Source organism: Streptomyces sp. NPDC048001 (assembly GCF_043203115.1).
Taxonomy (GTDB): Bacteria; Actinomycetota; Actinomycetes; order Streptomycetales; family Streptomycetaceae; genus Streptomyces; species Streptomyces sanyensis.
On record NZ_JBIDBN010000001.1, the window covers coordinates 451923 to 473243 of the forward strand.

The 21321-nt window shown below is 76.1% G+C and carries 21 protein-coding genes; 14 read left to right on the forward strand and 7 right to left on the reverse strand.

The genetic code is table 11. The features are described 5' to 3' along the window. Positions 1-374: 374 nt before the first annotated feature. A complete protein-coding gene (locus ACGF15_RS01855; protein WP_392796572.1) occupies positions 375-1586 on the forward strand; it encodes a helix-turn-helix domain-containing protein in 1212 nt (403 codons plus the stop codon). Between the two features lie 105 nt (positions 1587-1691). Next, positions 1692-3104: a diacylglycerol/lipid kinase family protein gene (locus ACGF15_RS01860; protein ID WP_392796573.1), complete on the forward strand. Its 1413-nt coding sequence runs from the start codon at positions 1692-1694 to the stop codon at positions 3102-3104. Between the two features lie 77 nt (positions 3105-3181). Here ACGF15_RS01860 and ACGF15_RS01865 read toward each other — a convergent pair whose 3' ends face one another. Continuing rightward, positions 3182-4213 carry a zinc-binding alcohol dehydrogenase family protein gene (locus ACGF15_RS01865; RefSeq protein ID WP_362615073.1) on the reverse strand — a complete coding sequence of 344 codons (1032 nt, stop codon included), beginning with the start codon at positions 4211-4213 and terminating at the stop codon, positions 3182-3184. 147 nt (positions 4214-4360) lie between these two features. On the opposite strand from ACGF15_RS01865, the gene ACGF15_RS01870 reads away from it, so the two are divergent. Both ACGF15_RS01870 and ACGF15_RS01875 read left to right on the forward strand, forming a co-directional pair. Continuing rightward, positions 4361-4714 carry a helix-turn-helix domain-containing protein gene (locus ACGF15_RS01870; protein ID WP_345608789.1) on the forward strand — a complete coding sequence of 118 codons (354 nt, stop codon included), beginning with the start codon at positions 4361-4363 and terminating at the stop codon, positions 4712-4714. A 510-nt stretch (positions 4715-5224) separates the two neighbouring features. Then, entirely contained in the window at positions 5225-5482 is a 258-nt protein-coding gene (locus ACGF15_RS01875) for a hypothetical protein (protein WP_345608791.1), read from the forward strand. A 140-nt stretch (positions 5483-5622) separates the two neighbouring features. Here ACGF15_RS01875 and ACGF15_RS01880 read toward each other — a convergent pair whose 3' ends face one another. Then, entirely contained in the window at positions 5623-6057 is a 435-nt protein-coding gene (locus tag ACGF15_RS01880; RefSeq protein ID WP_345608793.1) for a YchJ family metal-binding protein, read from the reverse strand. A gap of 82 nt (positions 6058-6139) precedes the next feature. On the opposite strand from ACGF15_RS01880, the gene ACGF15_RS01885 reads away from it, so the two are divergent. After that, positions 6140-7486 (forward strand): 6-phospho-beta-glucosidase, encoded by a 1347-nt coding sequence (locus tag ACGF15_RS01885; RefSeq protein WP_392796574.1) that lies wholly within the window; start codon positions 6140-6142, stop codon positions 7484-7486. A 313-nt stretch (positions 7487-7799) separates the two neighbouring features. Here ACGF15_RS01885 and ACGF15_RS01890 read toward each other — a convergent pair whose 3' ends face one another. Further along, positions 7800-8036 (reverse strand): DUF397 domain-containing protein, encoded by a 237-nt coding sequence (locus ACGF15_RS01890; RefSeq protein WP_345608797.1) that lies wholly within the window; start codon positions 8034-8036, stop codon positions 7800-7802. Next, entirely contained in the window at positions 8037-8897 is an 861-nt protein-coding gene (locus tag ACGF15_RS01895) for a helix-turn-helix transcriptional regulator (protein ID WP_345608799.1), read from the reverse strand. Between the two features lie 126 nt (positions 8898-9023). On the opposite strand from ACGF15_RS01895, the gene ACGF15_RS01900 reads away from it, so the two are divergent. From ACGF15_RS01900 to ACGF15_RS01910, 3 genes are all read left to right on the forward strand, one after another. After that, positions 9024-9524, forward strand: a complete 501-nt coding sequence (locus ACGF15_RS01900; RefSeq protein WP_345608801.1) for an ATP-binding protein — start codon at positions 9024-9026, stop codon at positions 9522-9524. Next, positions 9518-10000: a hypothetical protein gene (locus ACGF15_RS01905; RefSeq protein WP_392796575.1), complete on the forward strand. Its 483-nt coding sequence runs from the start codon at positions 9518-9520 to the stop codon at positions 9998-10000. Before ACGF15_RS01900 ends, ACGF15_RS01905 begins: the two co-directional genes overlap by 7 nt. Before the next feature lie 113 nt (positions 10001-10113). Further along, a complete protein-coding gene (locus ACGF15_RS01910; protein ID WP_345608804.1) occupies positions 10114-10410 on the forward strand; it encodes a hypothetical protein in 297 nt (98 codons plus the stop codon). Positions 10411-10486: 76 nt separating this feature from the next. Here the strand turns inward: ACGF15_RS01910 and ACGF15_RS01915 are convergent, their stop codons facing one another. Next, positions 10487-11380 carry a transcriptional regulator gene (locus ACGF15_RS01915; protein ID WP_345608807.1) on the reverse strand — a complete coding sequence of 298 codons (894 nt, stop codon included), beginning with the start codon at positions 11378-11380 and terminating at the stop codon, positions 10487-10489. Between the two features lie 254 nt (positions 11381-11634). On the opposite strand from ACGF15_RS01915, the gene ACGF15_RS01920 reads away from it, so the two are divergent. The 5 genes from ACGF15_RS01920 to ACGF15_RS01940 all read left to right on the forward strand — a co-directional run bounded on the left by ACGF15_RS01920 (position 11635) and on the right by ACGF15_RS01940 (position 16166). Next, positions 11635-12267, forward strand: coding sequence for a helix-turn-helix transcriptional regulator (locus ACGF15_RS01920; protein WP_345608810.1), 633 nt, complete (start codon positions 11635-11637; stop codon positions 12265-12267). 77 nt (positions 12268-12344) lie between these two features. Further along, complete coding sequence (locus tag ACGF15_RS01925; protein WP_256522168.1) at positions 12345-12875, forward strand: toxin-antitoxin system, toxin component; 531 nt, start codon at positions 12345-12347, stop codon at positions 12873-12875. A 4-nt stretch (positions 12876-12879) separates the two neighbouring features. Next, positions 12880-14067 (forward strand): MAB_1171c family putative transporter, encoded by a 1188-nt coding sequence (locus ACGF15_RS01930; protein ID WP_392796576.1) that lies wholly within the window; start codon positions 12880-12882, stop codon positions 14065-14067. A 68-nt stretch (positions 14068-14135) separates the two neighbouring features. Further along, the gene (locus ACGF15_RS01935) at positions 14136-15551 is read left to right on the forward strand and encodes an FAD-dependent monooxygenase (protein WP_392796883.1); all 1416 of its coding nucleotides are present in this window, start codon (positions 14136-14138) and stop codon (positions 15549-15551) included. 81 nt (positions 15552-15632) lie between these two features. After that, the gene (locus ACGF15_RS01940; protein WP_362612055.1) at positions 15633-16166 is read left to right on the forward strand and encodes a hypothetical protein; all 534 of its coding nucleotides are present in this window, start codon (positions 15633-15635) and stop codon (positions 16164-16166) included. A gap of 54 nt (positions 16167-16220) precedes the next feature. Here ACGF15_RS01940 and ACGF15_RS01945 read toward each other — a convergent pair whose 3' ends face one another. Further along, positions 16221-17123, reverse strand: coding sequence for a helix-turn-helix domain-containing GNAT family N-acetyltransferase (locus ACGF15_RS01945; protein ID WP_345608820.1), 903 nt, complete (start codon positions 17121-17123; stop codon positions 16221-16223). Between the two features lie 349 nt (positions 17124-17472). Continuing rightward, entirely contained in the window at positions 17473-18168 is a 696-nt protein-coding gene (locus tag ACGF15_RS01950) for an ATP-binding protein (RefSeq protein ID WP_345608823.1), read from the reverse strand. Between the two features lie 213 nt (positions 18169-18381). On the opposite strand from ACGF15_RS01950, the gene ACGF15_RS01955 reads away from it, so the two are divergent. Then, on the forward strand, positions 18382-21300 hold the full coding sequence (locus ACGF15_RS01955; protein ID WP_392796577.1) for a LuxR C-terminal-related transcriptional regulator: 2919 nt from the start codon (positions 18382-18384) through the stop codon (positions 21298-21300). Positions 21301-21321 lie beyond the last annotated feature (21 nt).

Sequence of the window (21321 nt, forward strand, 5' to 3'; positions counted from 1 at the left end):
TAACCCGGCAGGCAATACCGGCCCGCCAGTTTCCCGGGCGCCCCCTACCAGCGGGTATTTTCTTGTCGCGACGCGAGGAGGGGACAGCGCTTTCTTGTCGCCCGGTGAGCAATCGGCCGCGGCCCTCCGCGGCCGCCGTCGCGTATCGGTCGCGCTCGCACCCGGCCGTCCCCACCGCTGTGCAGGGGCGCCGGACTGGTCTATGTTCAGCACTCAATGACCGCCGCCGCGCCTGGGAGGACCCCGGCAGGGCCAGGCGCGGTCCGCCCCGTCGCGCCCCCACCGGACGGGACCGGAGAAACACCGCCGGGGCCGCGGAGAGGAGCAGCGGAGGCGCGGTTCTCCGGGAATCCCGGCCCACGAGGGGAGAATGCATGCAGAGAACCACCCGTCCGTCCGGGGCCGGTGAGCCCCTGGCACCACTCCCCCAGGAGTTCGCCGCCCTCATCCGGCCCGAGTTGCCGAGTCTCATCCAGGAGATAGGAATCGAGGTCACCCGCGCCTATCCCGAGTACGCCCGATTACTGAACGGACCGTACGGAAAGGCCGTCCAACTCGGCGTGGAACAGAACATCCGGGTCTTCGTCGAGCAGGTGGCCCGGCCCTCCTCCCCCTCCCCGCTGCGGGACGAGATGCTGCGCCGGTTCGGCCGCTTCGAGGCCTACGAGGGGCGCAGCCTGGAGTCGCTCCAGGGCGCCTACCGGCTGGGCGCGCGCGTGGCCCTGCGCCGGGCCAAGCGCATCGGCCGGCGCTACAACCTCTCCCCCACCCTGATGCTGAGCTTCGCCGACGCGCTGTTCGCCTATGTCGACGATCTGGAGGCGCTCACCCGGGAGGGGTACCTGGAGGTGCAGGCCCGGTCGGGCGACCGGGCGGAGGCGACCCGGCGCAGGCTGCTCCATCTGATCCTGGCGGGCCCGCCGGTACCGCGGGCCGCGCTGGCGGAGCTCTGCGAGCAGGCGCGCTGGCCGCTCCCGGAGCAGGTGACCCTGGTCGCCCTGCGGCCCGTGCCGGATCTGACCGAAAGAGGGCTCGACAACGATGTCCTCGCCGACCTCGCAGGACCGCAGCCCCATCTGCTGCTCCCCGGTCCCTTCGACGACCGCCGCCGCCGCACACTCTCCTCCCTCCCCGAGGACGCCCGTGCCGCGGTGGGCCTGACGGTGGCCGTCGAGGGCGCGGCCGACTCGGTCCGCTGGGCGCGGCGCCTGCTGGAGCTGGTCGACACCGGGGCGGTGGACGACGCCCCCGTGCTCTGCTGCACCGACCACCTGCTCACCCTCTGGCTCCTGTCCGACCCCGCGCTCCTGGAGCATCTGGCCGACCGGGAGCTGGCCCCGCTGTCGGGCCTGACCGCGACCCGGCGCAACCGGCTGGTGGAGACGCTGCGCACCTGGCTGGAGACACGCGGCACGGCCGCCCGGATGGGCGAGCTGCTGGCGGTGCACCCGCAGACGGTGCGCTACCGGCTCCGCAGCCTGGAGGCGATCTTCGGGGACCGGCTCGCCGACCCGGACGGGCGCTTCGCCACGGAGGCCGTGCTGCGGGCGCTGCAGCTGCGCGGGCGCGGCAGGCCCGGCAGCTGAGGCCCGGCCCCGGGCCGGCCGGGGGCGTCCGTGCGGGGCCGTGCACCGGGGCGCCGCCCCGGCCCCGGCGCCGCCGCGCGACCGCGGGGCCGTCCGCTCCCTAGGATGACCTCCGGACAAGGGGGATCGATGGGGCTGGAGACGACGGAGCGCGCACACCGCGCCCAACGCTGGGCGGCGAGGGCCTCGCTCGCCGCGGCCGCGCTGGCCGCGCTGCTGCCGCTCTGGTTCGGCGGCGCGACGGGGGTGCTGCTGCTCCTGGCGGGAGCGGCCGGGCTCGCCGTCACCGCGGCCGCCCTGTGGTGGGCCCTCTCCCGGCGGGGACCCGTCCGGGCGGCGGCGGCGGTGCTCGCGGTGGCCGCGCCGCTGTCCGTCATGGTCCTGGTGGTCTCCACCCGCCTGCTGTGGGTGGTGGCCGCCTCCGCGGCCCTGTGGGCCCTCGCGCTGGCCACCGGGCGGTACGCGCTGCGCTCGACGGGCCTGCGCCCGGCCCGCCCCAGGGAGTACCGCACTGCCCGCCCCCGCCGCCCGGTCATCCTGATGAACCCGCGCTCCGGGGGCGGCAAGGTCGGACGGCACGGGCTCAAGGAGCGGGCGGAGCAGCTCGGGGCGCGCGTGGTCCTGCTCGACGCGGACCGCCACGTGGACGTGGCGGCGCTGGCCCGGCAGGCGGTCCGGGAGGGGGCGGACCTGCTGGGCGTGGCCGGCGGCGACGGGACCCAGGCCCTGGTGGCCGCCGTCGCGGCGGAGCACCGCGTGCCGCTGCTGGTGGTGTCCGCGGGGACGCGCAACCACTTCGCCATGGACCTCGGACTCGACCGCGAGGACCCGGCGAGCTGCCTGGAGGCCCTTTCCGACGGCGTCGAGCTTGACGTGGACCTGGGCTTCGCCGGGGACCGCCCCTTCGTCAACAACGTCTCCTTCGGGGCCTACGGGGCCGTCGTGCAGAGCCCGGCGTACCGGGAAGACAAGGTGGGCACCGCGCTGGAGCTGCTGCCGGACCTGCTCAGCAGACGGCGCGGCCCGCGGCTGACCGTCCGGGCGGGTGCCACCGTCCTCAGCGAGCCGCAGGCGGTGCTGGTCAGCAACAACCCGTACCGCACGGACGACCCGCTCGGGCTGGGACGGCGCGAGCGGGTGAACGGCGGGGTGCTGGGAGTGCTGGGGCTGCGGGTGGACAGCGCGGCCGAGGCGGCCGCACTGCTCCTCGCCCCCGAGCGCGAGGGGTTCACGGTGCTCACGGCCCGCACGGTGGTCGTCGACGCCGACGCGGCGGAGCTGGAGGCGGGCATCGACGGGGAGGCGGCCGTCCTGGCCGCGCCCGTCCACTGCCGGATCGCCCGGCACGCCCTGCGGGTCCGGGTGCCGCGGCACCGCCCGGGTGTGCCGGGTGTGCCGCCCCGCTTCGAGTTGCGGCGGCTGCGCAAGCTGGCCGCCGCGGTCGGCCGCACGGCCGTCACCGGGTACGACGCCCCGCGCCGGGAGCGCGCCGGCCGCGGCGCGGGCCCCGGGGCGTGAGGGCGCCCGGGGCGTGAGGCGGCCCGGGGCCCTGGGGCCCGTTCCCGCCGCGCTCCGCCCGCCGGGTCGGCGGCCGCTCAGAAGCCGGTGAGCGTGGTCTTGCCGATCGTGCCGCCGGACTCCTGCAGCCGGTGCGCCCGGCGCAGTGAGGCCGCGCTGACCGGGCCCAGGTCCCGGGTGGCGGTGCTGACCAGGGCACCCACGTCGGCGAGGCGGGCGATCCGGGTCAGGATGCGGTGCTGGGCCTGCCGGTCGGACGTGCCGAACATGGACCGGGTGAACATGAACTCCCAGTGGAAGGAGATGCTCTTCGCCTTCAGTGCGCCGAGCGGCAGCTCGTCCACGTCGTCGATGGCCACGATCCGCCCGAAGGGGTTGAGCACCTCGGCGAACTCGCCGAGCCGGCGGTCGGTGCCGTTGGTGCTGAACACGTAGTCGACGCCCTGCGGGGCCGCCTCGGCCAGCTGCGGCACCAGCGGCCGGTGGTGGTCGACCACGTGCTCGACGCCCATGCGCCGGGCGAACTCGGCCGTCTCGGGGCGCGACGCGGTCCCGATCACCGTGAGGCCGGTCAGGGCGCGGGCCAGCTGGGCGGTCACGGCCCCGACGCCCCCGGCGGCGGCCGTGATCAGCAGGGTCCCGGTGCTCTCCGTCCCCGCGTCGCGCACGCCCAGGCGCTCGAACAGCCCCTCCCACGCGGTGAGGGAGGTCAGCGGCAGGGCGGCGGCCTCGGTGAACGAGAGCGAGGCGGGCTTGCGGCCGACCAGGCGCTCGTCCACCGCGTGGAAGCGGGAGTTGGCGCCGGGGCGGTCGAGGGCCCCGGCGTAGAACACCTCGTCTCCGACGGCGAACAGCCGGACCTCGGAGCCCACGGCCACCACGGTGCCCGCGGCGTCCCAGCCGAGGACCTTCGCCTCCCCGCCCGGGTCCACGTTCTGCCGGACCTTGTGGTCCACGGGGTTGACGGCGATCGCCTCGACCCGTACGAGCAGGTCGCGCGGACCCGGCTCGGGCACCGGGAGCTCGACGTCGACCAGGCTCTCGGGGTGGTCGACGGGCAGCGACCGGCGGTAGGCGACGGCGGGCATGGTCGCGGGGACGGTGCTCATGGGGGCCTCTCACGGGGTTGCGGATGCGGGCGGGCACGGCGGCCCGGGTCCGGCGGACGGGTGGGCGGCCGCCGGTGGCGACAACGGTATGGAAGGGGTAGTGGTTACCCGCAAGGGATACTGGTACCCGTTGGGTACCATGGCGCCATGACGACGACCACCGAGCCGGGGGCCACCCCCGGGAGCGTCTACGCCGCCGCCTGCCCCTGCCGCGACATGCTCGATCTGCTGGCCAACAAGTGGAGCGCCCTGGCCCTGGGGGCCCTGGAGGAGGGCGCGCAGCGCTTCGGCGCCCTGCGCAACCGCCTCCAGGGTGTGAGCCCCAAGGTGCTCACGCAGACGCTGCGGCGCCTGGAGGAGCACGGGCTGGTGCATCGCGAGGTCTTCGCGGAGGTGCCGCTGCGCGTCGAGTACAGCCTCACCCCGCTCGGCCGGGACGCCTGCGCCCCGCTCGCGCACCTGCGCTCCTGGGTGGAGGAGAACATCGACCGCTTCGACTGAGCCCGGGGGCGGTGCTCGGGACGCGCGCGGGCCGGGCGGGAGGCACGACCGCGTCGACGGCGCCGTCCTCGGACGCGCGGGACGCGCGCGGGCCGGGCCAGGACCGAGGGGCGCGCCGCCCGGTCGCCGTACGGACGCGGGACGCGCGCGGGCCGGGCGGGGGCTCCCCGGCCCGCGCGCGTCGGCGCGGGCGGCCCTCGGGGCGCGCGCGGTCGGGGCGGGCGCGGCCTTCGCGTAGGGTGGTCCGGCGCCGCCGACGGGGGGCCGCGGCACGTGGCCGCGGGCTTCCGGGGACGCGGCGGCGCCGCTCCGGCAGGTCCGCGCACCACCGCCCCCTGCCCGCACGCACCCCTGCCCGCGCGGAGGCGGACGCGGGCCGGGGCGGGCCGCGGGGACCGGCGTTCCCCGCCGAGGGGACCCCGCCGGGGAACCGGGATGACCTTCCGGTACTCATGAAGGACGGGACCGACCGACCGACGGGCCCGACACAGCAGAAGACAAGGACTCCACGTGACCGCCTCCGACCTCGTACCGGTCCCCATCCCCGACCGCGTCGCCGTGCTCATCGGCTCCTGCATGCCCGCGCATGTGCTGAACGCCGAGATGGAGGCCGTCTGGGCGGCGCGCGAGGTGGGGCGGTTCCGCGGGCCGCTGTGCACCGAGGACCGCGCCGACCGCGAGCACGCGCTCGCGGCGCTGGCCCGGGCGAACAAGGTGCTCGCCGCGTACAACCCGGGCCTGACGGTCCGTCCCGACGGCGCCCACTGAGCGTGCCCTGAGCGACCGCGGGCCGCCCCCTCCGGAGGGAGCGGCCCCGGCGTCCGGCCGCCCGGGGCCCGCGACGGGTGCGGCCGGGTGCTCCGGCCGCGGGCCCCGCCGCGGCCTTCGGCGGGGAGCCGCAGGGACGGTCAGTCCAGGAAGGTGCCGTCCACGTAGACCCAGGCCCCGCCCTCGCGCGCGAACTCGCTGCGCTCGTGCAGCTCGCCCCGCTTGCCGTGGTGGCGGTAGCGGGCCCGGAAGGTGACGGTGCCCCGGGAGTGGAAGGCGCTCCCGTCGGTGGCCCCGGTGATCTCCAGGCCGGACCAGCGCATCCCCTCGTCGAGTTCCAGGCGCGGCGGCCGGGTCGAGGAGTGCCAGGTGCGCAGCAGGTACGCGGCGTCGCGGACCACGAACGCGCTGTAGCGCGAGCGCATCAGCCGCTCCGCGGTGGGTGCCGCCTCCTCCCCGCGGTGGAGGCGGCCGCAGCACTCCCCGTACGCGGCGGGAAGCCCGCAGGGGCAGGGCGATCCGGCGTCGGGGAGGGCCGGTGCGGTGCGTTCGCTGCGCTTGGTGTGACGTGGCATGCATCCATCTTCCCGCCGGGGCGGCGAACGGCCCACGCGGGTCCCGCCCCGGCGCACGGGGCGCGCGCGTACCGTACGGGACATGAAGCTCACGATCCTCGGCGGCGGCGGGTTCCGGGTCCCTCTGGTCTACGGGGCGCTGCTCGGCGACCGCGGCTCGGGGCGGGTCACGGAGGTGGTGCTGCACGACGTGGACGGCACGCGCCTGGCCGCGGTGCGCAGGGTCGTCGAGGAGCTTGCGGCCGGGAGGGCGGACGCCCCCGCGGTGACGGCGGCCCGCAGCCTGGACGAGGCGGTGCGGGGGGCCGACTTCGTGTTCTCGGCGATCCGGGTCGGCGGCCTGGCGGGGCGTGCCGCGGACGAGCGGATCGCGCTCGCCGAGGGCGTGCTCGGCCAGGAGACGGTGGGCGCCGGGGGCATCGCCTACGGCCTGCGCACGGTGCCCGTGGCCGTGGAGATCGCCCACCGGGTCGCCGCTCTGGCCCCCGAGGCCTGGGTCATCAACTTCACCAACCCCGCGGGGCTGGTCACGGAGGCGATGAGCCGGGTGCTCGGCGACCGGGTCGTCGGCATCTGCGACTCCCCCGTCGCCCTGGGCCGGCGGGTGGCGCGGGCCGCCGGGGCGGACCCGGCCACCGCCTGGTTCGACTACGCGGGCCTGAACCACCTGGGCTGGCTGCGCGGACTGCGGGTGGGCGGACGGGACCTGCTGCCCGGGCTGCTCGCGGACGACGCGGCGCTCGGCAGCTTCGAGGAGGGGAAGCTGTTCGGTGCGGACTGGCTGCGCTCGCTCGGTGCCGTCCCCAACGAGTACCTGCACTACTACTACTTCAACCGGGAGACGGTGGCCGCCTACCGCCGGGCGGACCGGACCCGGGGGGCGTTCCTGCGCGAGCAGCAGGCGGGGTTCTACGAGCGGGTGCTGCGCCCCGGCTCGCCCGCGCTGGAGGTCTGGCGCCGCACGCTGGCCGAGCGCGAGGCCACCTATATGGCCGCCAACCGGGGGGCCGCGGGAGCGGGCGCGCGCGAGGAGGAGGACCTCGAGTCCGGGGGCTACGAGCAGGTGGCCCTCGCGCTGATGCGGGCCATCGCCCGCGACGAGCGCACCACCCTGGTCCTGGACGTCCGCAACCGCGGTGCGCTGGCGCCCCTCGACGCGGACGCGGTGGTGGAGGTGCCGTGCCTGGTGGACGCGGGCGGGGCGCACCCGGTGGCGGTGGACCCGCTTCCCGGCCATGCGACCGCGCTGGTCACGGCGGTGAAGGCGGTGGAGCGGGAGGTCCTCGCGGCGGCGGAGGGCGGTTCGGTGTCGGCGGCCGTGCGGGCCTTCGCCCTGCACCCGCTGGTGGACTCCGTGTCCGTGGCACGGCGGCTGGTCGACGCCTACCGGGCGGAGCACCCCGGCCTCGCCTACCTCAGGCGCCCCTGAGTCCTGCGGCAACCGCGGCCCCGCAAGCCCGGCCGAGGCGGGTGCGGCACCCGCCCGGGAGCGGGTGTCGTGGGTCGGCGTCGTCCGGCGCCGCAAGCGCGGGTGCGGCGCCCGCCCGCGAGCGGGCCGGCGACCGGGTGCGCCCGGGGTGCCGGCTCCCGGGGCTTTACCATCCGTTGATCATTCACGTACACTGAGCACCGGCCGCCCGGAGTGCGGCCGGTGCTCCCGGGCGCCGGAACGGCTCCTCTTCGTCTGACGAGGTGCCACCCGCCCGCGGCTCCGACGAGCCTGCTGCCCCCGCGGCAGCAGGTCAGCCGACCAGGAAGTCCGCCTTGCCCGCCTTGGCCCCCTGGATGAACGCGGCTATCTCGCTCCGGGTGTAGATCAGGGCGGGTCCCTCCGGGTCGGAGGACTGGCGTACGGCCACCCTGCCGTCGGCGAGCTTCATGGTCTCGACGCAGTTGCCGCCGTTTCCGCCGCTCCAGGGTTTGTGCCAGCCCTCCTCGCCCAGCTCGGCGGCGGGCATCCCGTTGTATATGGGTTTCATTCACAGCTCCTTGCGGAGTTCATCGAGGATCTCCTTCGTGCGTTGCGCCGACGCGGCCTGTGCCGCCATGCGGTCCATCACCTCCAGGTGCGTGGCGACTTCGGGGCGCGCGTCCAGGTAGACGGCGCCGGTCAGGTACTCGCTGTAGACCATGTCCGGCAGTTCGGGCACCGAGAACCGGAAGAGCACGAAGGGCCCGTAGGTGCCCGGGTGGTGCCCGCCGGCGAACTCGGCGATCTGGAGCGTCACATGGGGCAGCCGGGTGCAGTCGAGCAGCTTCTCCACCTGGCCCCGCAGCACCCCGGGCGCCCCGACCGGCCTGCGCAGCACCGTCTCGTCCATGATCACCCAGAGCCTGGGCGCGTCCGGGCGGGCGAGCAGCGCCTGACGCTCCATCCGCAGGGCCACATGGCGCTCGATCTCCTCGGGGTCGGTGTGGCCGATGGCCCCGCCCCGCATGATGGCCCGCGCGTAGTCCTCCGTCTGGAGCAGTCCGGGGACGAACTGCGGTTCATACGCACGGATGAGGCTGGCGGCACCCTCCAGGCTGACGTACATGCTGAACCAGCCGGGCAGGACGTCGTGGAACCGCTGCCACCAGCCCGGCTTGTTGGCCTCCTCGGCCAGCTCCACGAAGCCCTGGGCCTCGTCCTCGGGCACGCCGTAGGCGGCCAGCAGCAGTTGGACGTAGGGGATCTTCAGCGCGACCTCGGCGGTCTCCATCCGGCGGATGGTGCCGGGTGCGACGCGCAGGACCTTCGCCGCCTCCTCGCGCCTGAGCCCGGCGCGCTCACGGAGGTCCTGCAGGCGCCGGCCCAGGACCACCTGGCCCACGGTGGGGGCGGACCGCGGCTCGCTCACTTCGACTCCTCCCCACGTGCTCCGATGCGAGCAGTGTGCCACGGAGCATCCGCCTTGAATACGACCACTCTGAATTTTTCAGAGTGAGCCTTGCCAAGGTGGCTGTTGCGGCGGGAGACTTGCCGTGTGAACCGTGACGCGCTCACCACCCCCCTCCTGGACGCGAGTCCGGCCGCCGACACCTTCCGCCACGGCTTCGAGGTGCCCGCGCGCGCCGAGTCCGTCTCACGGGCCAGACGCCGGGTGGACGAGGTCCTGCACCGGTGGGGCGTCAGCGGCGACGACCGCGAGACAGCCCTGCTGGTCGTCTCCGAGCTGGTCACCAACGCCGTGGTGCACACCGGCGGGCACCTCGTCTCCTGCGTGCTCCACCGCACCGCCGACCGCCTGCGCGTCACGGTCCACGACCAGGGCTCGGGGCCGTCCGGCCCGCGCGTCTGCCGGGAGGCCCGAGGGGAGCGCGGGCGCGGGCTGCTCCTGGTCGAGGCGGTCAGCCTCGCCTGGGGGAGCTACGACGGCGAGCGCGGCGCGGGCCGCTCGGTCTGGTGCGAACTCCCGCTCCACCCGGACGCGTTCCCCGCGGAGGGGCCCGGCAGCGGCCCCCGCGGTGCGGCCTGGCCGTGCTGAGGAGCCTGGCGAACCGGCTGGCCCGCGGCCAGGCCCCCGTCGGGGCGGGCCGGGAGGCGCACCGCCCCTCCCGGCCCGCCCCGCGGCTCCTCCCCTCGTTCCTGCGCGAGGAGGCCCGCCCGATCCGGCTCGACGTGCCCCTCGCGGACCCCGGCGGCCCGGGGTACGACGCCGTGGGGCTGCCCGCCCGCTACGGGACACGGCTCATCGGCCGGACGGGCGGGGGCGGTTGCGTCTTCGCGGACGAGGGCTGGTGGTGGTGGATCGTCCCGGCCGGCTCCGACCACGGGCTGCGCTGGCCGCTGCCGTCGCACTACGCTCCCGGCGCCCGGGTCCCCGGGCACCGGCCCCGGCTGATCCGCGGCGCCGACGGCCCCTCCCCCTACACCCCGCCCATCCCGCTGTACCTGATGACCTGCCAGCTGACCGGCTCCGAGCCGCACTGGCCCGTCGCCGCCCCGGGGCTCCGGCGGTGACCGGGCCCGCCTCCGCACCCGCGGGGCGGCCCGGGGCCGGCGGGCCGCCCGGACCCGCCGAACGGCTCCGGACCACCGGGGCGGGCCCCCGCCCGGGCCGATAGGCTTCCCGCATGTCAGAAGCCAACGTCGACCCCGACGAGCACCCGGGTCTCACTCCGCGTCAGGCGCGCCGTATCCGCATAGCCCTCTCCGGCGGCATCATGATCGCCGTGGGCGCGGTCCTGGCGCTGCGCCTGGGCAGTACGCACTCGGTGCTCACCGTGGCGTTCTACGGGATGGCGCTGATCCTCTCCGGCAGCGCCCTGATGCTCAGCCGGGCGGGCCGCACCCGCTGGGCCACCCTGGTCCTGGGCGCCGGCGTCGCGGTGGCGGTCGTCGCGGAGTGGGCCGTGGCGTCCGCGCGCTGAGGCGTGCGGCGCCCCTCCCGGGCCCCGCATGCGCAACCGGGGCGGCACGGTCCGCGCCGGTGCCGCCCCGGGCCGCTCAGCCTCCCGAGACCGCCCGCAGATACGGCTTGGCGCGATGGGCGCCGGGGACCGCGGAGCGGTTCTCGCGCAGCACCAGCGTGAGCCGGGTGTACCCCTGGCCGCGCAGACCGGCCGGAGTCTCGTCCACCACCCGGCAGTCGGTGCTGCCCCACCGCGGGTCGGGGTGGTGCACGGGGCGCACGGCTCCGTCGTGGCGGAGGGCGGCCGCGCCCACCGCGCTGATCCACAGCGGCAGACCGCACCGGTAGGCGGCGTCCATGATCGGGTCGAGGGCGATGTCGTCGCGGACCGCCTGCAGGGCCCGGTCGTCCGCCCCGTCCCCCGCCTCCTCCAGGGCCGCGGCGAGCTGCGCCATCACGGGCAGGCACCAGCTGGTCTCGTGCTCGGCGAGCACCGTCCGCGCCTCGGGGTGGAAGAGCACGAAGCGCAGGAAGTTCTGCTGGGGCATGGCGGTGGGGTGCGGGCCGATCGCACGGAACAGGGCGTCGAAGGCGGCGTTGGCGTGCACCACGTCCCACCGGCGGTCGATGAGCAGCGAGGGCAGCGGCACGGCGTCCATCAGGGCGGCGTAGTCGTGCAGGTACGCCTCCCCGTCCGGCTCCCGGGGCGGCTGCGGCCCGGCGGGACGCGCAGGGGGGCGCGGGGCGGCGGGGGCGGGGTCCGGCAGCGGGTGCACGGGCCCCGGGGGGCGCACCGGCACGGGCCTGCGGCCGGGCGAGGAGGGCGGGACGGGGCCCGAGGGGCGCAGCGGTGCGTTCCACGGGCCGGACGCGGGGCGCTCACCGATCAGCCTGCGCAGCCGTATGCTCCTCACGCCGCCGCGCGCCGTTCCGGTCCGGCCCAGGGGTCCCTGGGTGCCGGTGAGTCCGATGCCCGCCTCGTTCGCCATCGAGAACGCCACCTCTCCGAAGTTCTCGAAGTCCTGCCAAGTCCCGCTCTGGCAGCCCCCTTTGGATCTTCTCGTTCTTCCGCGATCCTGCTACCGCGGAGCCGCGGATGTCAACTATCGTGGCATTCGGCCGCCCTGAGCGCCGGTTTCGCGCCACAGCTGTGGCAAGGTGTGGCTGCCTTCGTCCATAGCGGCTAATCTCCCGGCAGCCCCTTGTGTGCGGGGCGGCCCCGCATGATCTAGGAGACCCACAGGTGACGGACGGCTTCTCGGTTCCGGGTCCGGCGTCGCACGGGCAGTTGGCGGCCACGGTCGCCCGCATCGCCGACCTGGCGGACAAGCTCGGAATCAGCCATGACGAGGTCTTCGACGTCGAACTGCTGTCGGAGGCCTCCGGCGTCCCGGCGGACGTGGTCCGGGCGCTGATCGACGGCAGACCGGCCGGCGAACCCGACCTCCAGGCACGCTTCCTGCAGCGCTTCGACCTGCTCCGGCGCACCCGCCTGAAGGCCAACGGCCGCCGCTACACACAGCAGGAGATCGCCGACGGAGCAGGGATGTCGCGCCAGCAGGCCGGTGCCCTGATCAACGGCGACCGCAGACCCACCATGGAGCACTGCGACGCCATCCAGCGCTTCTTCCGGGTGCACGCCGGCTTCCTCACCGCCGACGACGCGGACGCCCTGGAGACCGCCCTGCAACGCACCGAGCAGGGTCTGCTTCAGGACGTAGCCGGGGAAAGCGACCCGCTGGAGCGGCTCTTGCAGGACCATGGAGTGCGGGGCATCGCCTGGCGGGCGGCGCAACTGCCCACGGACAAGCACCGGGACAAGGTCACCGAGTGGCTGGACCTGCTCCTGGAGAGCGTGAAGCCGACGGGCACCTGACAGCGGGACGGACGGGATCCACACGTGTCCGAACGGGAACGGGCGGGGAAGGGAGAGCGATGAGCATAGGCAGGGACATGCGCCGGCTGTGCGGCGAGCTGGTCGCCGGGATCGACCTGCCCGCCCCCACCGCTCCCGCCCATCTCTACGGGGCGCTCTGCGGAGTGATGAGCCGCCGCCGCGGCAGGCCCGTCAGCTACCGCATGGCCTCCTTCCCGCCGGGGACGGCGAGCGGCCTGTGGCTCGACATGGCCGAGCAGGACCTGATCGTCGTCGAGGAGCGCACCGCGCCCGACCACCAGCTGGTCATCCTCGGCCACGAGCTCTGGCACATGAACGCCGGCCACTGCAGCCACCACGTCGAGGGCGCGGCGGTCGCCGCACGGCTGCTGAGCGACGAGGCCGACCTCCAGGCCACCGTGCGGCAGGTCGCCGCCCGCTCCCGCTCCGACGCGGCCGAGGAGCGGGAGGCGGAGAGCTTCGGGCTGCTGCTGGGCAGCAAGTGCCGCGCATGGCTGCCCGGTTCACCGGGGCGCGGGCCGGTGCGCCGGGACGGGCTGGCCGGGCGGATCGAGGCGTCGTTGGGATACCGAGGGCCACAGGGCTGACCGAGTGGACGGTTCGGACTACTACATACCGGCCGCGGCCCTCGCCGTCGCGCTCGCGTGCAAGCTGCCGGGGCTCAGGCGCGACTGGCGCGACCCGCTGCTGCGCTCGGTGTGCGCACTGCTGGTGCTCGGGGCCTGCACCTTCTTCTTCGCCGCGCCGCCCACGATCGGGGCGGTGAACCGGCTGACGGGTGTGCCGAACGTCTCCGCGCCGCTGGTGTACTGCATCCTCTCGGCGTTCAGCGCCTCCTGCCTGATCCTGCTCGTCAACTGGCGCGGCGGGCCGCCGCGGGAGACGCGCAGCGTCTCCGCCCGGTGGATGGCGGGGTACGCCGGCGTCGTGATCGCCCTGGTGGCGCTCTTCCTGCTCGGCGAGGCGCCGGTCGAGCGGCTGCGCGACCTGGACACCTACTACGCCAACACGCCCTACATCCGCGAGATGATCGTGCTCTATCTGATCGCCCACAGCGTGGCCGCGGTGAGCATGACCGTCCTGTGCTGGCGCTGGTCGACGCAGGTCCGCGGATGGCTGCGCGGCGGACTGACCGTCATCGTGGTGGGGTCGCTGTTCAACCTCGCCTACGGGGCGAGCAAGTTCGCGGCCGTCTTCGCCCGCTGGGGCGGCACCGACTGGGACGGGCTGAGCAGTGTCCTCGCGCCGCCGCTGGCGTCCGTCGGGGCGCTGCTGAGCGCCGTCGGCTTCGTCCTCCCGCTGGTGGGCCAGCGGCTGTCCGACCACTGGCACGCCTGGTCGGCCTACCGCAGGCTCGGCACGCTGTGGCAGGAGCTGCGGGCGGCCGCCCCGACCGGGACCCCGGCCGTGCGCATCTCCCCCTTCTCCCCCGTCGCGCTGCGGGTGACCCAGCGGGAGTCGGACATCCACGACGGCATGCTGCAGCTGGACCCGTACTTCGACCGGAACCTGCGCACCGCCGCCTACCGGGAGGCCCTGGCCTCGGGCGCCGACGCCCGCCAGGCACAGGCCGTCGGCGACGCCGCCATGGTCGCGGCCGCCCTGCGGGCCAGGGCGGCCGACCCCGAAGGGGAGATCATCAGTTCGGCCCAGGAGTACACATCCGAGGCGGCGGAGGGGCAGCGCGACCTGGTGCGCATGTCCCTGGCGCTGCGTCATTCCCCCGTCGTCGCGGCAGCGCGCGAGCGCGCGGCCAGGTCCGAGAGCGGTACCCCGTGAGCGATCCCGTGAGAACCCGCCCGAGCGCAACGCGCACCGCGGTCGTCATCGGCGGCGGCCTGGCCGGCATGCTGGCCGCCGCCGCCCTGTCCGCGTCGGTGGACGAGGTCACCGTCGTCGAGCGCGACGTGCTGCCCGACGGGCCGCGGCCCCGCCGGAGCCTCCCCCAGGCCCACCACGCCCACCTGCTGTGGTCGGGCGGGGCGCGGGCGATCGAGTCCCTGCTGCCGGGCACGACCGCGCGCTGGCTGGCGGCGGGGGCCCGGCGGATACCGCTGCCGACCGGGCTGGTGTCGATGTCGGCGCTGGGCTGGTTCCGGCGGTGGCCGCCGATGCAGTTCCTCGTCGCCTGCAGCCGGGACCTGCTCGACTGGGTCGTACGCGAGCAGGTCCTGGCCCGGCCCGGGGTGCGGCTGCTGGAGCGCACCGAACTGCTGGGCCTGGACGGGGACGGAGCGCGGGTGCGGGGGGTGCGGATCCGGTGCGCCGAGCACGGGGAGCGCACCCTGGACGCCGATCTGGTGGTCGACGCCGGCGGACGGGGCTCCCGGGCCCCCCAGTGGCTGCGGGAGCTCGGCGTCGGCCCCGTGGCCGAGGAGACGGTGGACTCCGGGCTGGCCTACGCGACACGGATCTTCCAGGCCCCGCCCGGGTCCGGGGAGTTCCCCGTGGTCAACGTCCAGGCGGACGCGCGCGAGCCGCGCCCCGGCCGCACGGCCACGATCGTGCCCATCGAGGGCGACCGCTGGCTGGTGACCCTCTCCGGCACCCGGGGCGGGCAGCCGACCGCGGACGCGGAGGCCTTCGAGGACTTCGCCCGCTCGGTGCGGCACCCCGTGGTGGGCGAGCTGATCTCCCGGGCGAGGCCGCTGACGGACGTCGTCGTCAGCCGCAGCACCGTCAACCGCAGGCGCTACTTCGAGAGGACCCGCGGCTGGCCGGAGGGCTTCGTCGTGATCGGGGACGCCGTGGCGACCTACAACCCGGTCTACGGCCACGGCATGTCGGTGGCCGCACAGGGGGTGCTGGCGCTGCGGTCCGAACTCGACCGCCACGGGGTGCGCGCCCCGGGTCTGGCGCTGCGGGTGCAGCGGGCGGTCGCCGGGCCGGTCGCCACGGCCTGGGACCTGGCCACGGGCCAGGACATCCTCTACCCGGGTGCCGTCGGCAGGGGCCCGGGGCGCGGGTCGGAGGTCGTGCGCCGCTATCTGGACCGGCTGATGCTGACGGCGACCGGACGCCCGCTGGTGACCAAGGCACTGTTCGACGTGATGACGCTGTCGGCACCGCTGACCTCGCTGCTGCGGCCGGAGATCGTGTGCGCCGTGCTCCGCGGGCCGAAGCTGCCCCCGCTGCCCGGGCCGCCGCTGACGGCCCGGGAGCGGGAGGCCGCCCGCCGTCCGGCGGCGCACGGCGAGGGCCACCGGGGCGAACGGGTACCGGCGTCCGGCGGCCCCGGCCGCCCGGAGGCCGGGGAGGGGTAGGGGCCCGGCAGGCGGGGCGTGCCCGTCACTTCCGGCGGGCGGCAGTGCTCCGGGGGCGGCCGGTGTGCCAGGCTGCCGGGCATGGGGTGGACGTACAAACTGCATGCCGGGGTCGCGATCGGGCTGGGCTGCCTGCTGCTGGTGTCGGCGGCGCTCACCTGGCTGCCCGGGACCCCGTCGTGGACGGAGGCCGGGTGGCCGGTCGGCGTGGTCGCCCTGCTGCTGGTCCCGGTGCTCGTCGCCGCGCCGGTACGCGTCCTCCTCACGAGAGCGGACCGGCGCGCACTCTGGTGGGCGTTCCGGTGCCTGCCCGGCGGGGTCCAGGCAGGGCTCGGCGCCCTGGCCCTCACCGGGATCGTGTTGGAGGGACTCGGTGCGAGCGGGGGGAGCACCCTGCAGGCCGCCGAGGTGCGGGAGGGCCGCTACTACGCCTTCGAGACCGCACCGTACGCCCGCGGCACGGTGGAGATCTCCCGGAGCCGCTACCTGGCCGTGCTGGAGGACGACCGGCGCGTCTGGCTCACGGCCCCGGGGGTGCTGTGCGTCGTCGCCGCGTACGCCGTCCTGGCGGCCGGGGAGCTGCGGCGGGCGGACCGCGGCGCCGCGCGGTCCTGACGCCGAGCGGCCGGGCGCCGCCCCGGGGGCGGCGTCCGGCCCCGGGTACCCGGCTCAGGCCGCGGGTCCGTCGTCGAGGTGCTTCTCGAACCAGTGGTCCGCGTAGGGCTCGTCGTTGAAGGCCGGCACCTCGCGGTAGCCGCAGGAGCGGTAGAGGGCGAGGGCCGCCTCCAGGTGACCGTTGCTGTCGAGCCGCAGCACCGTGCGGCCGAGGCCGCGGGCCCGGGTCTCCAGTTCGGCCAGGAAGCGGCGGCCGAGGCCGAGGCGCCGGGCACCGGGGGCGACCCACATGCGCTTGATCTCCGCCGGGGCGCCCTCGGGGAGCTTCAGCCCCGCGCAGCCGACCGGTTCGCCGTGCAGCCTGGCCAGCAGGAGCAGACCCTGCGGCGGGCGGAGCCCGGACGCGTCGGGCAGCAGGCTCTGGTCCGGGTCGTAGCCGCTCGACAGGCGCTCGTGGAGTTCGGCGAAGTACGCCCCCATGCAGTGCCGGGCGTCCGGGTGGTCGGGGTCGACGGCGTCGACCGTGACGGTGGCCGCCGTCAGCAGCCGGTCGACCTCCGCCATGGACCGGACCAGCCGCGCCTTCTGGACCTCGTTCAGCGGCTCCAGCAGCGAGCAGGCCAGCTCGTCGCTCCGCCCGTCCAGGGCGGCCAGCTCCTCGCGCCCCGCCCCGGTGAGCCGGACGGTGCGCACCCGCCCGTCACGCGCCTGGCGCTCCACGGTGACGAGCCCGTCCGCCTCCAGGGACCGCAGCAGGCGGCTGACGTAGCCGGAGTCCAGACCGAGGCGGTCGCGGAGGCGGCGGACGTCGGACCCCTCGTCGGCGTCGATCTCCCACAGCAGGCGGGCGGCCCCGATGGAGCGGTCGCGGCCGAGGTAGCTGTCGTGCAGCACGCCGACGCGTGCGGTGACGGTGCGGTTGAAGCGGCGCACCTGGTCGATCTGCTCTCTCTGCATTCTCTGACTCTAGTCAGAGACCAGGGGGCTCGCCACCCCTTTCCACGGCTCGGGAGCGGACGGCGGGACGGCGGCGGCTCCCGGGCGGGGGCCGCGCCGCCCCCGCCCGGGTACGGGAGGCCGGGGTGTGCGGGCGCCCCGAGCGCGCCCGCACACCCCGCGGCCGGGAGGCCGTTCGGCCGCCGCGGCGCGAGACCCGGGAGGCGGAGGCCGCCGACGGCGCCCCTCCGCGGACCCGGCGCGCGCACGGCCCGGGAAGCGGCGGGCGCGAGCGGCATGCCGGTGGGACGGGGCCGGTCAGGAGGCCGGACGGTCACGGATGGTCACGGACGGCCCGGGGGCCGGACGGTCACGGCCGCAGGTCGAAGTCGAGGTCCAGGCCCAGGTCGCGGTCAAACTCCTCCAGCTCGGCCTCCACGTCCAGCCCGAGGCCCTCGGCGGGATGCTCCAGGGTCTCGGCCATCTCCAGGTCGAGGTCCGGGTCCAGGCCCGGGTCGAGACCCAGTTCGGGGTCCACGGCCTGTCCGTCGGCGGCGAGCCCCCGGCAGCCCCGGGCGGCGGCCTCGCCCTGCCCGCGCGGCACACCGGAGGCACTGCACAGCGCGATCTCGGCGAGGACCACGCTGCCGTGGTCGTAGCGGTGGGCGACCGTGCGGTGCGCGTAGGCGTCCACCAGGGTCAGCCCCCTGCCGCAGGGCACGTTCGCGTCCAGCGGCTCCTGCCTGCGGTCCCGGCGGTCCTTCCAGCACCCGCCGTCCATGACCTCGATCGTCACCGCGTCCCCCCGGACGCTGATCACCGTCGACACCCAGGGGCTGCCGCTGTGCATCACCGCATTGGTGACGAGTTCGGTGACGATCACCGACAGCGCCTCGTCGAGATGCTCGGCCAGCCGCCATCGGCGTGCGACCGCCCGGGCGAGGCGCCGGAAGGTGCGCGCGGCCTCGGGCGAGGCCGGCATCGCGCAGTGGGCCAGACCCCGGAGGTCCGAGGCCGGACCGGCCCGCCTCCGGGCCGGGTCCGAGGCACGTTCTATGGCAATCACTTGGGCTCCTGTTCGGTCGGGCTCCTGCGCCTCGACCTAGGTCCAGCGGCCTGGAGGACGGTTCGCGTCGCTCCCGGGCCGTCGACAGCCATGCAGATCTTCTGCGGCAGCACACACACTGTCGGGCAGCGCCGAACCGCCGCAATCAGGGACACTGAAACCCGTATACGTAAAGAATCGAATTGCCCCGGAACCTCCCAGGAGGGTGATGCGGTGGACACCGTGAGTGACGAGGCGGGCGACCGCTGGCTCGCCCGTGTCCTCGCCCGCGACGCAACGGACGCGGAGCGTGCGCCGGGGGCCGCGCTGCTGCTGGTGGAGGGCCCCGCCGGTGCCGGGCGCTCGCGGCTTGCGCGCCGGCTCCTCGCCGGGGCGAGGGCCTCCGGCGTCCGGACGGTGGCGGTCGCCTTCTCCCCGTTCGGCGCCGCGCTCGCGGGCTCCGGCGGCACCGGCGCCTCCCCGCGGCCGCAGGGCGCGCCGCGCGCACCGGAGCGCGCCCTGCCGGAGGGCGCCCCGGGGGCGCGGTCCGCGAGCACCCCGCACGACGGCGGCGCACCCGGCGCCGCCCTCCCCCCGACCGGCGGCGAGCACCTCACCGGCGAGGCGTTCGCCGCCGCGCTGGACCGTCTCCTCGCCCCGCGGGCCCGCGCGGCCGGGGAGGGACCCGGCGTCCGGCCGGTCCTGCTCGTCGCCGAGGACGTCCATCTGGCCGACCGCGCGGCGCTGCGGCAGCTGCGCAGGGTGCTCGGCGAGCCCCCGGCCGGGCTCGCGACCGTCCTCACCTACCGGCCCGAGGAGCTGCGCGAGCCCGGTCTGCCCCTCGGCCACGCGGCCCGGCTGCCCGCCGGGCTGGCCGTTCAGCGGCTGCCGCTGGCGCCCCTGGACACGGCGCAGGTGCGGGCCGTGGTGGAGGAGGTACTCGGGCCCGACTGCGGGCCGTCGGAGCTGTTCGCCCGGATCGCGCAGCGGTCCGCCGGGAATCCGCAGGTGGCCGTGGACCTCGCCCGGCTGCTGCGCGACACCGGCGAGCACCGGGAGCGCTACACGGTGCGGGACCTGGAGGCGGTCGGCGCCCCGCCCCGGCTGGCCCATCTGGCCCTCGCCCGGGCCGCCGCACTGCCGGAGGCGGCGCGCCCCGTCGTCCGGGCGGCCGCCGTGCTGGGCGAGCCGGTGGAGGCCGAGGAGCTGTGCGCGGTCGCGGGGGTGACGGGCGAGGCCGGGACCCGCGCCCTGGTGGGAGCGCTGCGCGGCGGCCTGCTGACCGAGGACACCGGGGGCCGCTATGGCTTCTTCGCCCCACCGGCCGCCTCGGCGGTGTACGCGGAGATACCGGGGCCGGTACGGCGGGAGCTCCACCGCACCGCGGCGCATGTGCTGGGGCACCGCCGCCCCGTGCCCTGGATGGCACTCGCCCGGCACCGGCGCCACGCCGGCGAGGTCCGCGGCTGGCTGTACGCCGTGGAGCAGGCGGCCCGGGAGCGGGCCGCGGCCGGCGACCACCAGGCCGCCGTCGACCTGCTGGAGCAGACCCTGTCCGGTCCCGCCGTCCCGCTCGGCGCCCGCGCCCGTCTGGCCCCCCTGCTGGCGCACAGCGCGGTCCTCGGGCTGCGGTCGGAGCAGACCGTCACCGTGCTGCGCCAGATCCTCAGCGAGCAGTCGCTGCCCGTGGCCGTGCGCGGCGAGATCCGGCTCGACCTCGGCCTGCTGCTGTGCAACCAGGCGGTGTCCGGGATGCAGGGCCGGCTGGAGCTCCAGCAGGCGGTGGAGGAGCTGGCGGAGCGCCCCGTGATGGCGGCGCGGGCCATGTCGGCCCTGGCGATGCCGCTGCTGTCGACCGTCCCGCTGGAGCGGAACCTGTACTGGCTGGAGCGGGCCGAGAAGACGGGAGCCGCCAGCGGCGACGAGGAGGCGCGCACCTCGGTGGCGGCCAACCGGGCCGGCACCCTGATGTACACGGGGGACCCGGCCGCCTGGGCGGCGCTGGAGGCCCTGCCGAGGGACACCGACAGCCCCGTGTACCAGCAGCACGTGGCACGCGGCCTGTGCAACGCGGCGGACGGGGCGCTGTGGCTCGGCGAGCTGGGCCCCGCGCGGGAGCTGCTGGCGGAGGGCGTCGCGATGGCCACGCGCAGCGGTGCGGCGTACGTGGAGGAGGGTGCCCGGGGAACCGGGCTGCTGCTCGACTGGGCCGAGGGCCGGTGGGACGAGCTCCCGGCGCGGGCGCGGGCGTTCGTGGCGGAGGTCGAGACCATGCCGGGGATGGCGGTGGACGGGCGGATGGTGCTCGGGATGCTCTCGCTGTGCCGGGGCGAGTGGCAGCAGGCGACGGCCTGGCTGACCGGGGACGGCCCGCGGGACCGGGACGCCGTGGCGGTGCCGCATCTGGCCGCCGCCTCGGGGGCCCTCGTCCGGATGGCCCTGGTCCGCGAGGACGTGGCCGCCGCGGCGGAGGAGGCGTCGGACGCCTGGGACAGGGTGCGGGACAAGGGCGTGTGGGTGTGGGCGGCGGAACTGGCCCCGTGGGCCGTCGAGGCGGCGCTCCGGGCGGGGCGCCGGGAGGCGGCCCGGGGCATGGTGGAGGAGTACGCCGCAGGGCTGGCGGGGCGCCGGGCACCCGCCTCGGACGCGGCCCTGCTGTGGTGCCGGGCCCTCGAGGCGGAGGCCGACGGCGAACCGGCGGCGGCCGCCGCGCTGTTCCGGGAGGCGGCCGTGGTCTACGCGGGCCTCCCGCGGCCCTACGCGGCGGTGCTGGCGACCGAGTCCGCGGCCCGCTGCGCGCTCGCCGGGGACGGGGACACCGACGCCGCCGTCGCCGAACTGGCCTCCTGTGTCGAGCGGCTGACGGAGCTGGGAGCGGGATGGGACGCGGCCCGGGTCCGGGCACTGCTCCGCGCCCACCGCCCGGCCGAGGACCGGCGGCCGCGCGGGCGCCCCGGTTACGGGGACGAGCTGTCCCCGCGCGAGCAGGAGGTGGCGGACCTCGCGGCGACCGGTCTCACCAACAAGGAGATCGCGGCGACCCTGCACCTGTCGCCCCGCACGGTCGAGCAGCACGTGGCGCGGGCGCGGCGCAAGCTGGAGTCCCGGTCGGGGCAGACCCTCTCCCGGGGCAGGTCCGCGCGGGGGTCCTGAGCGCACGCGGCCGCGCGCGGC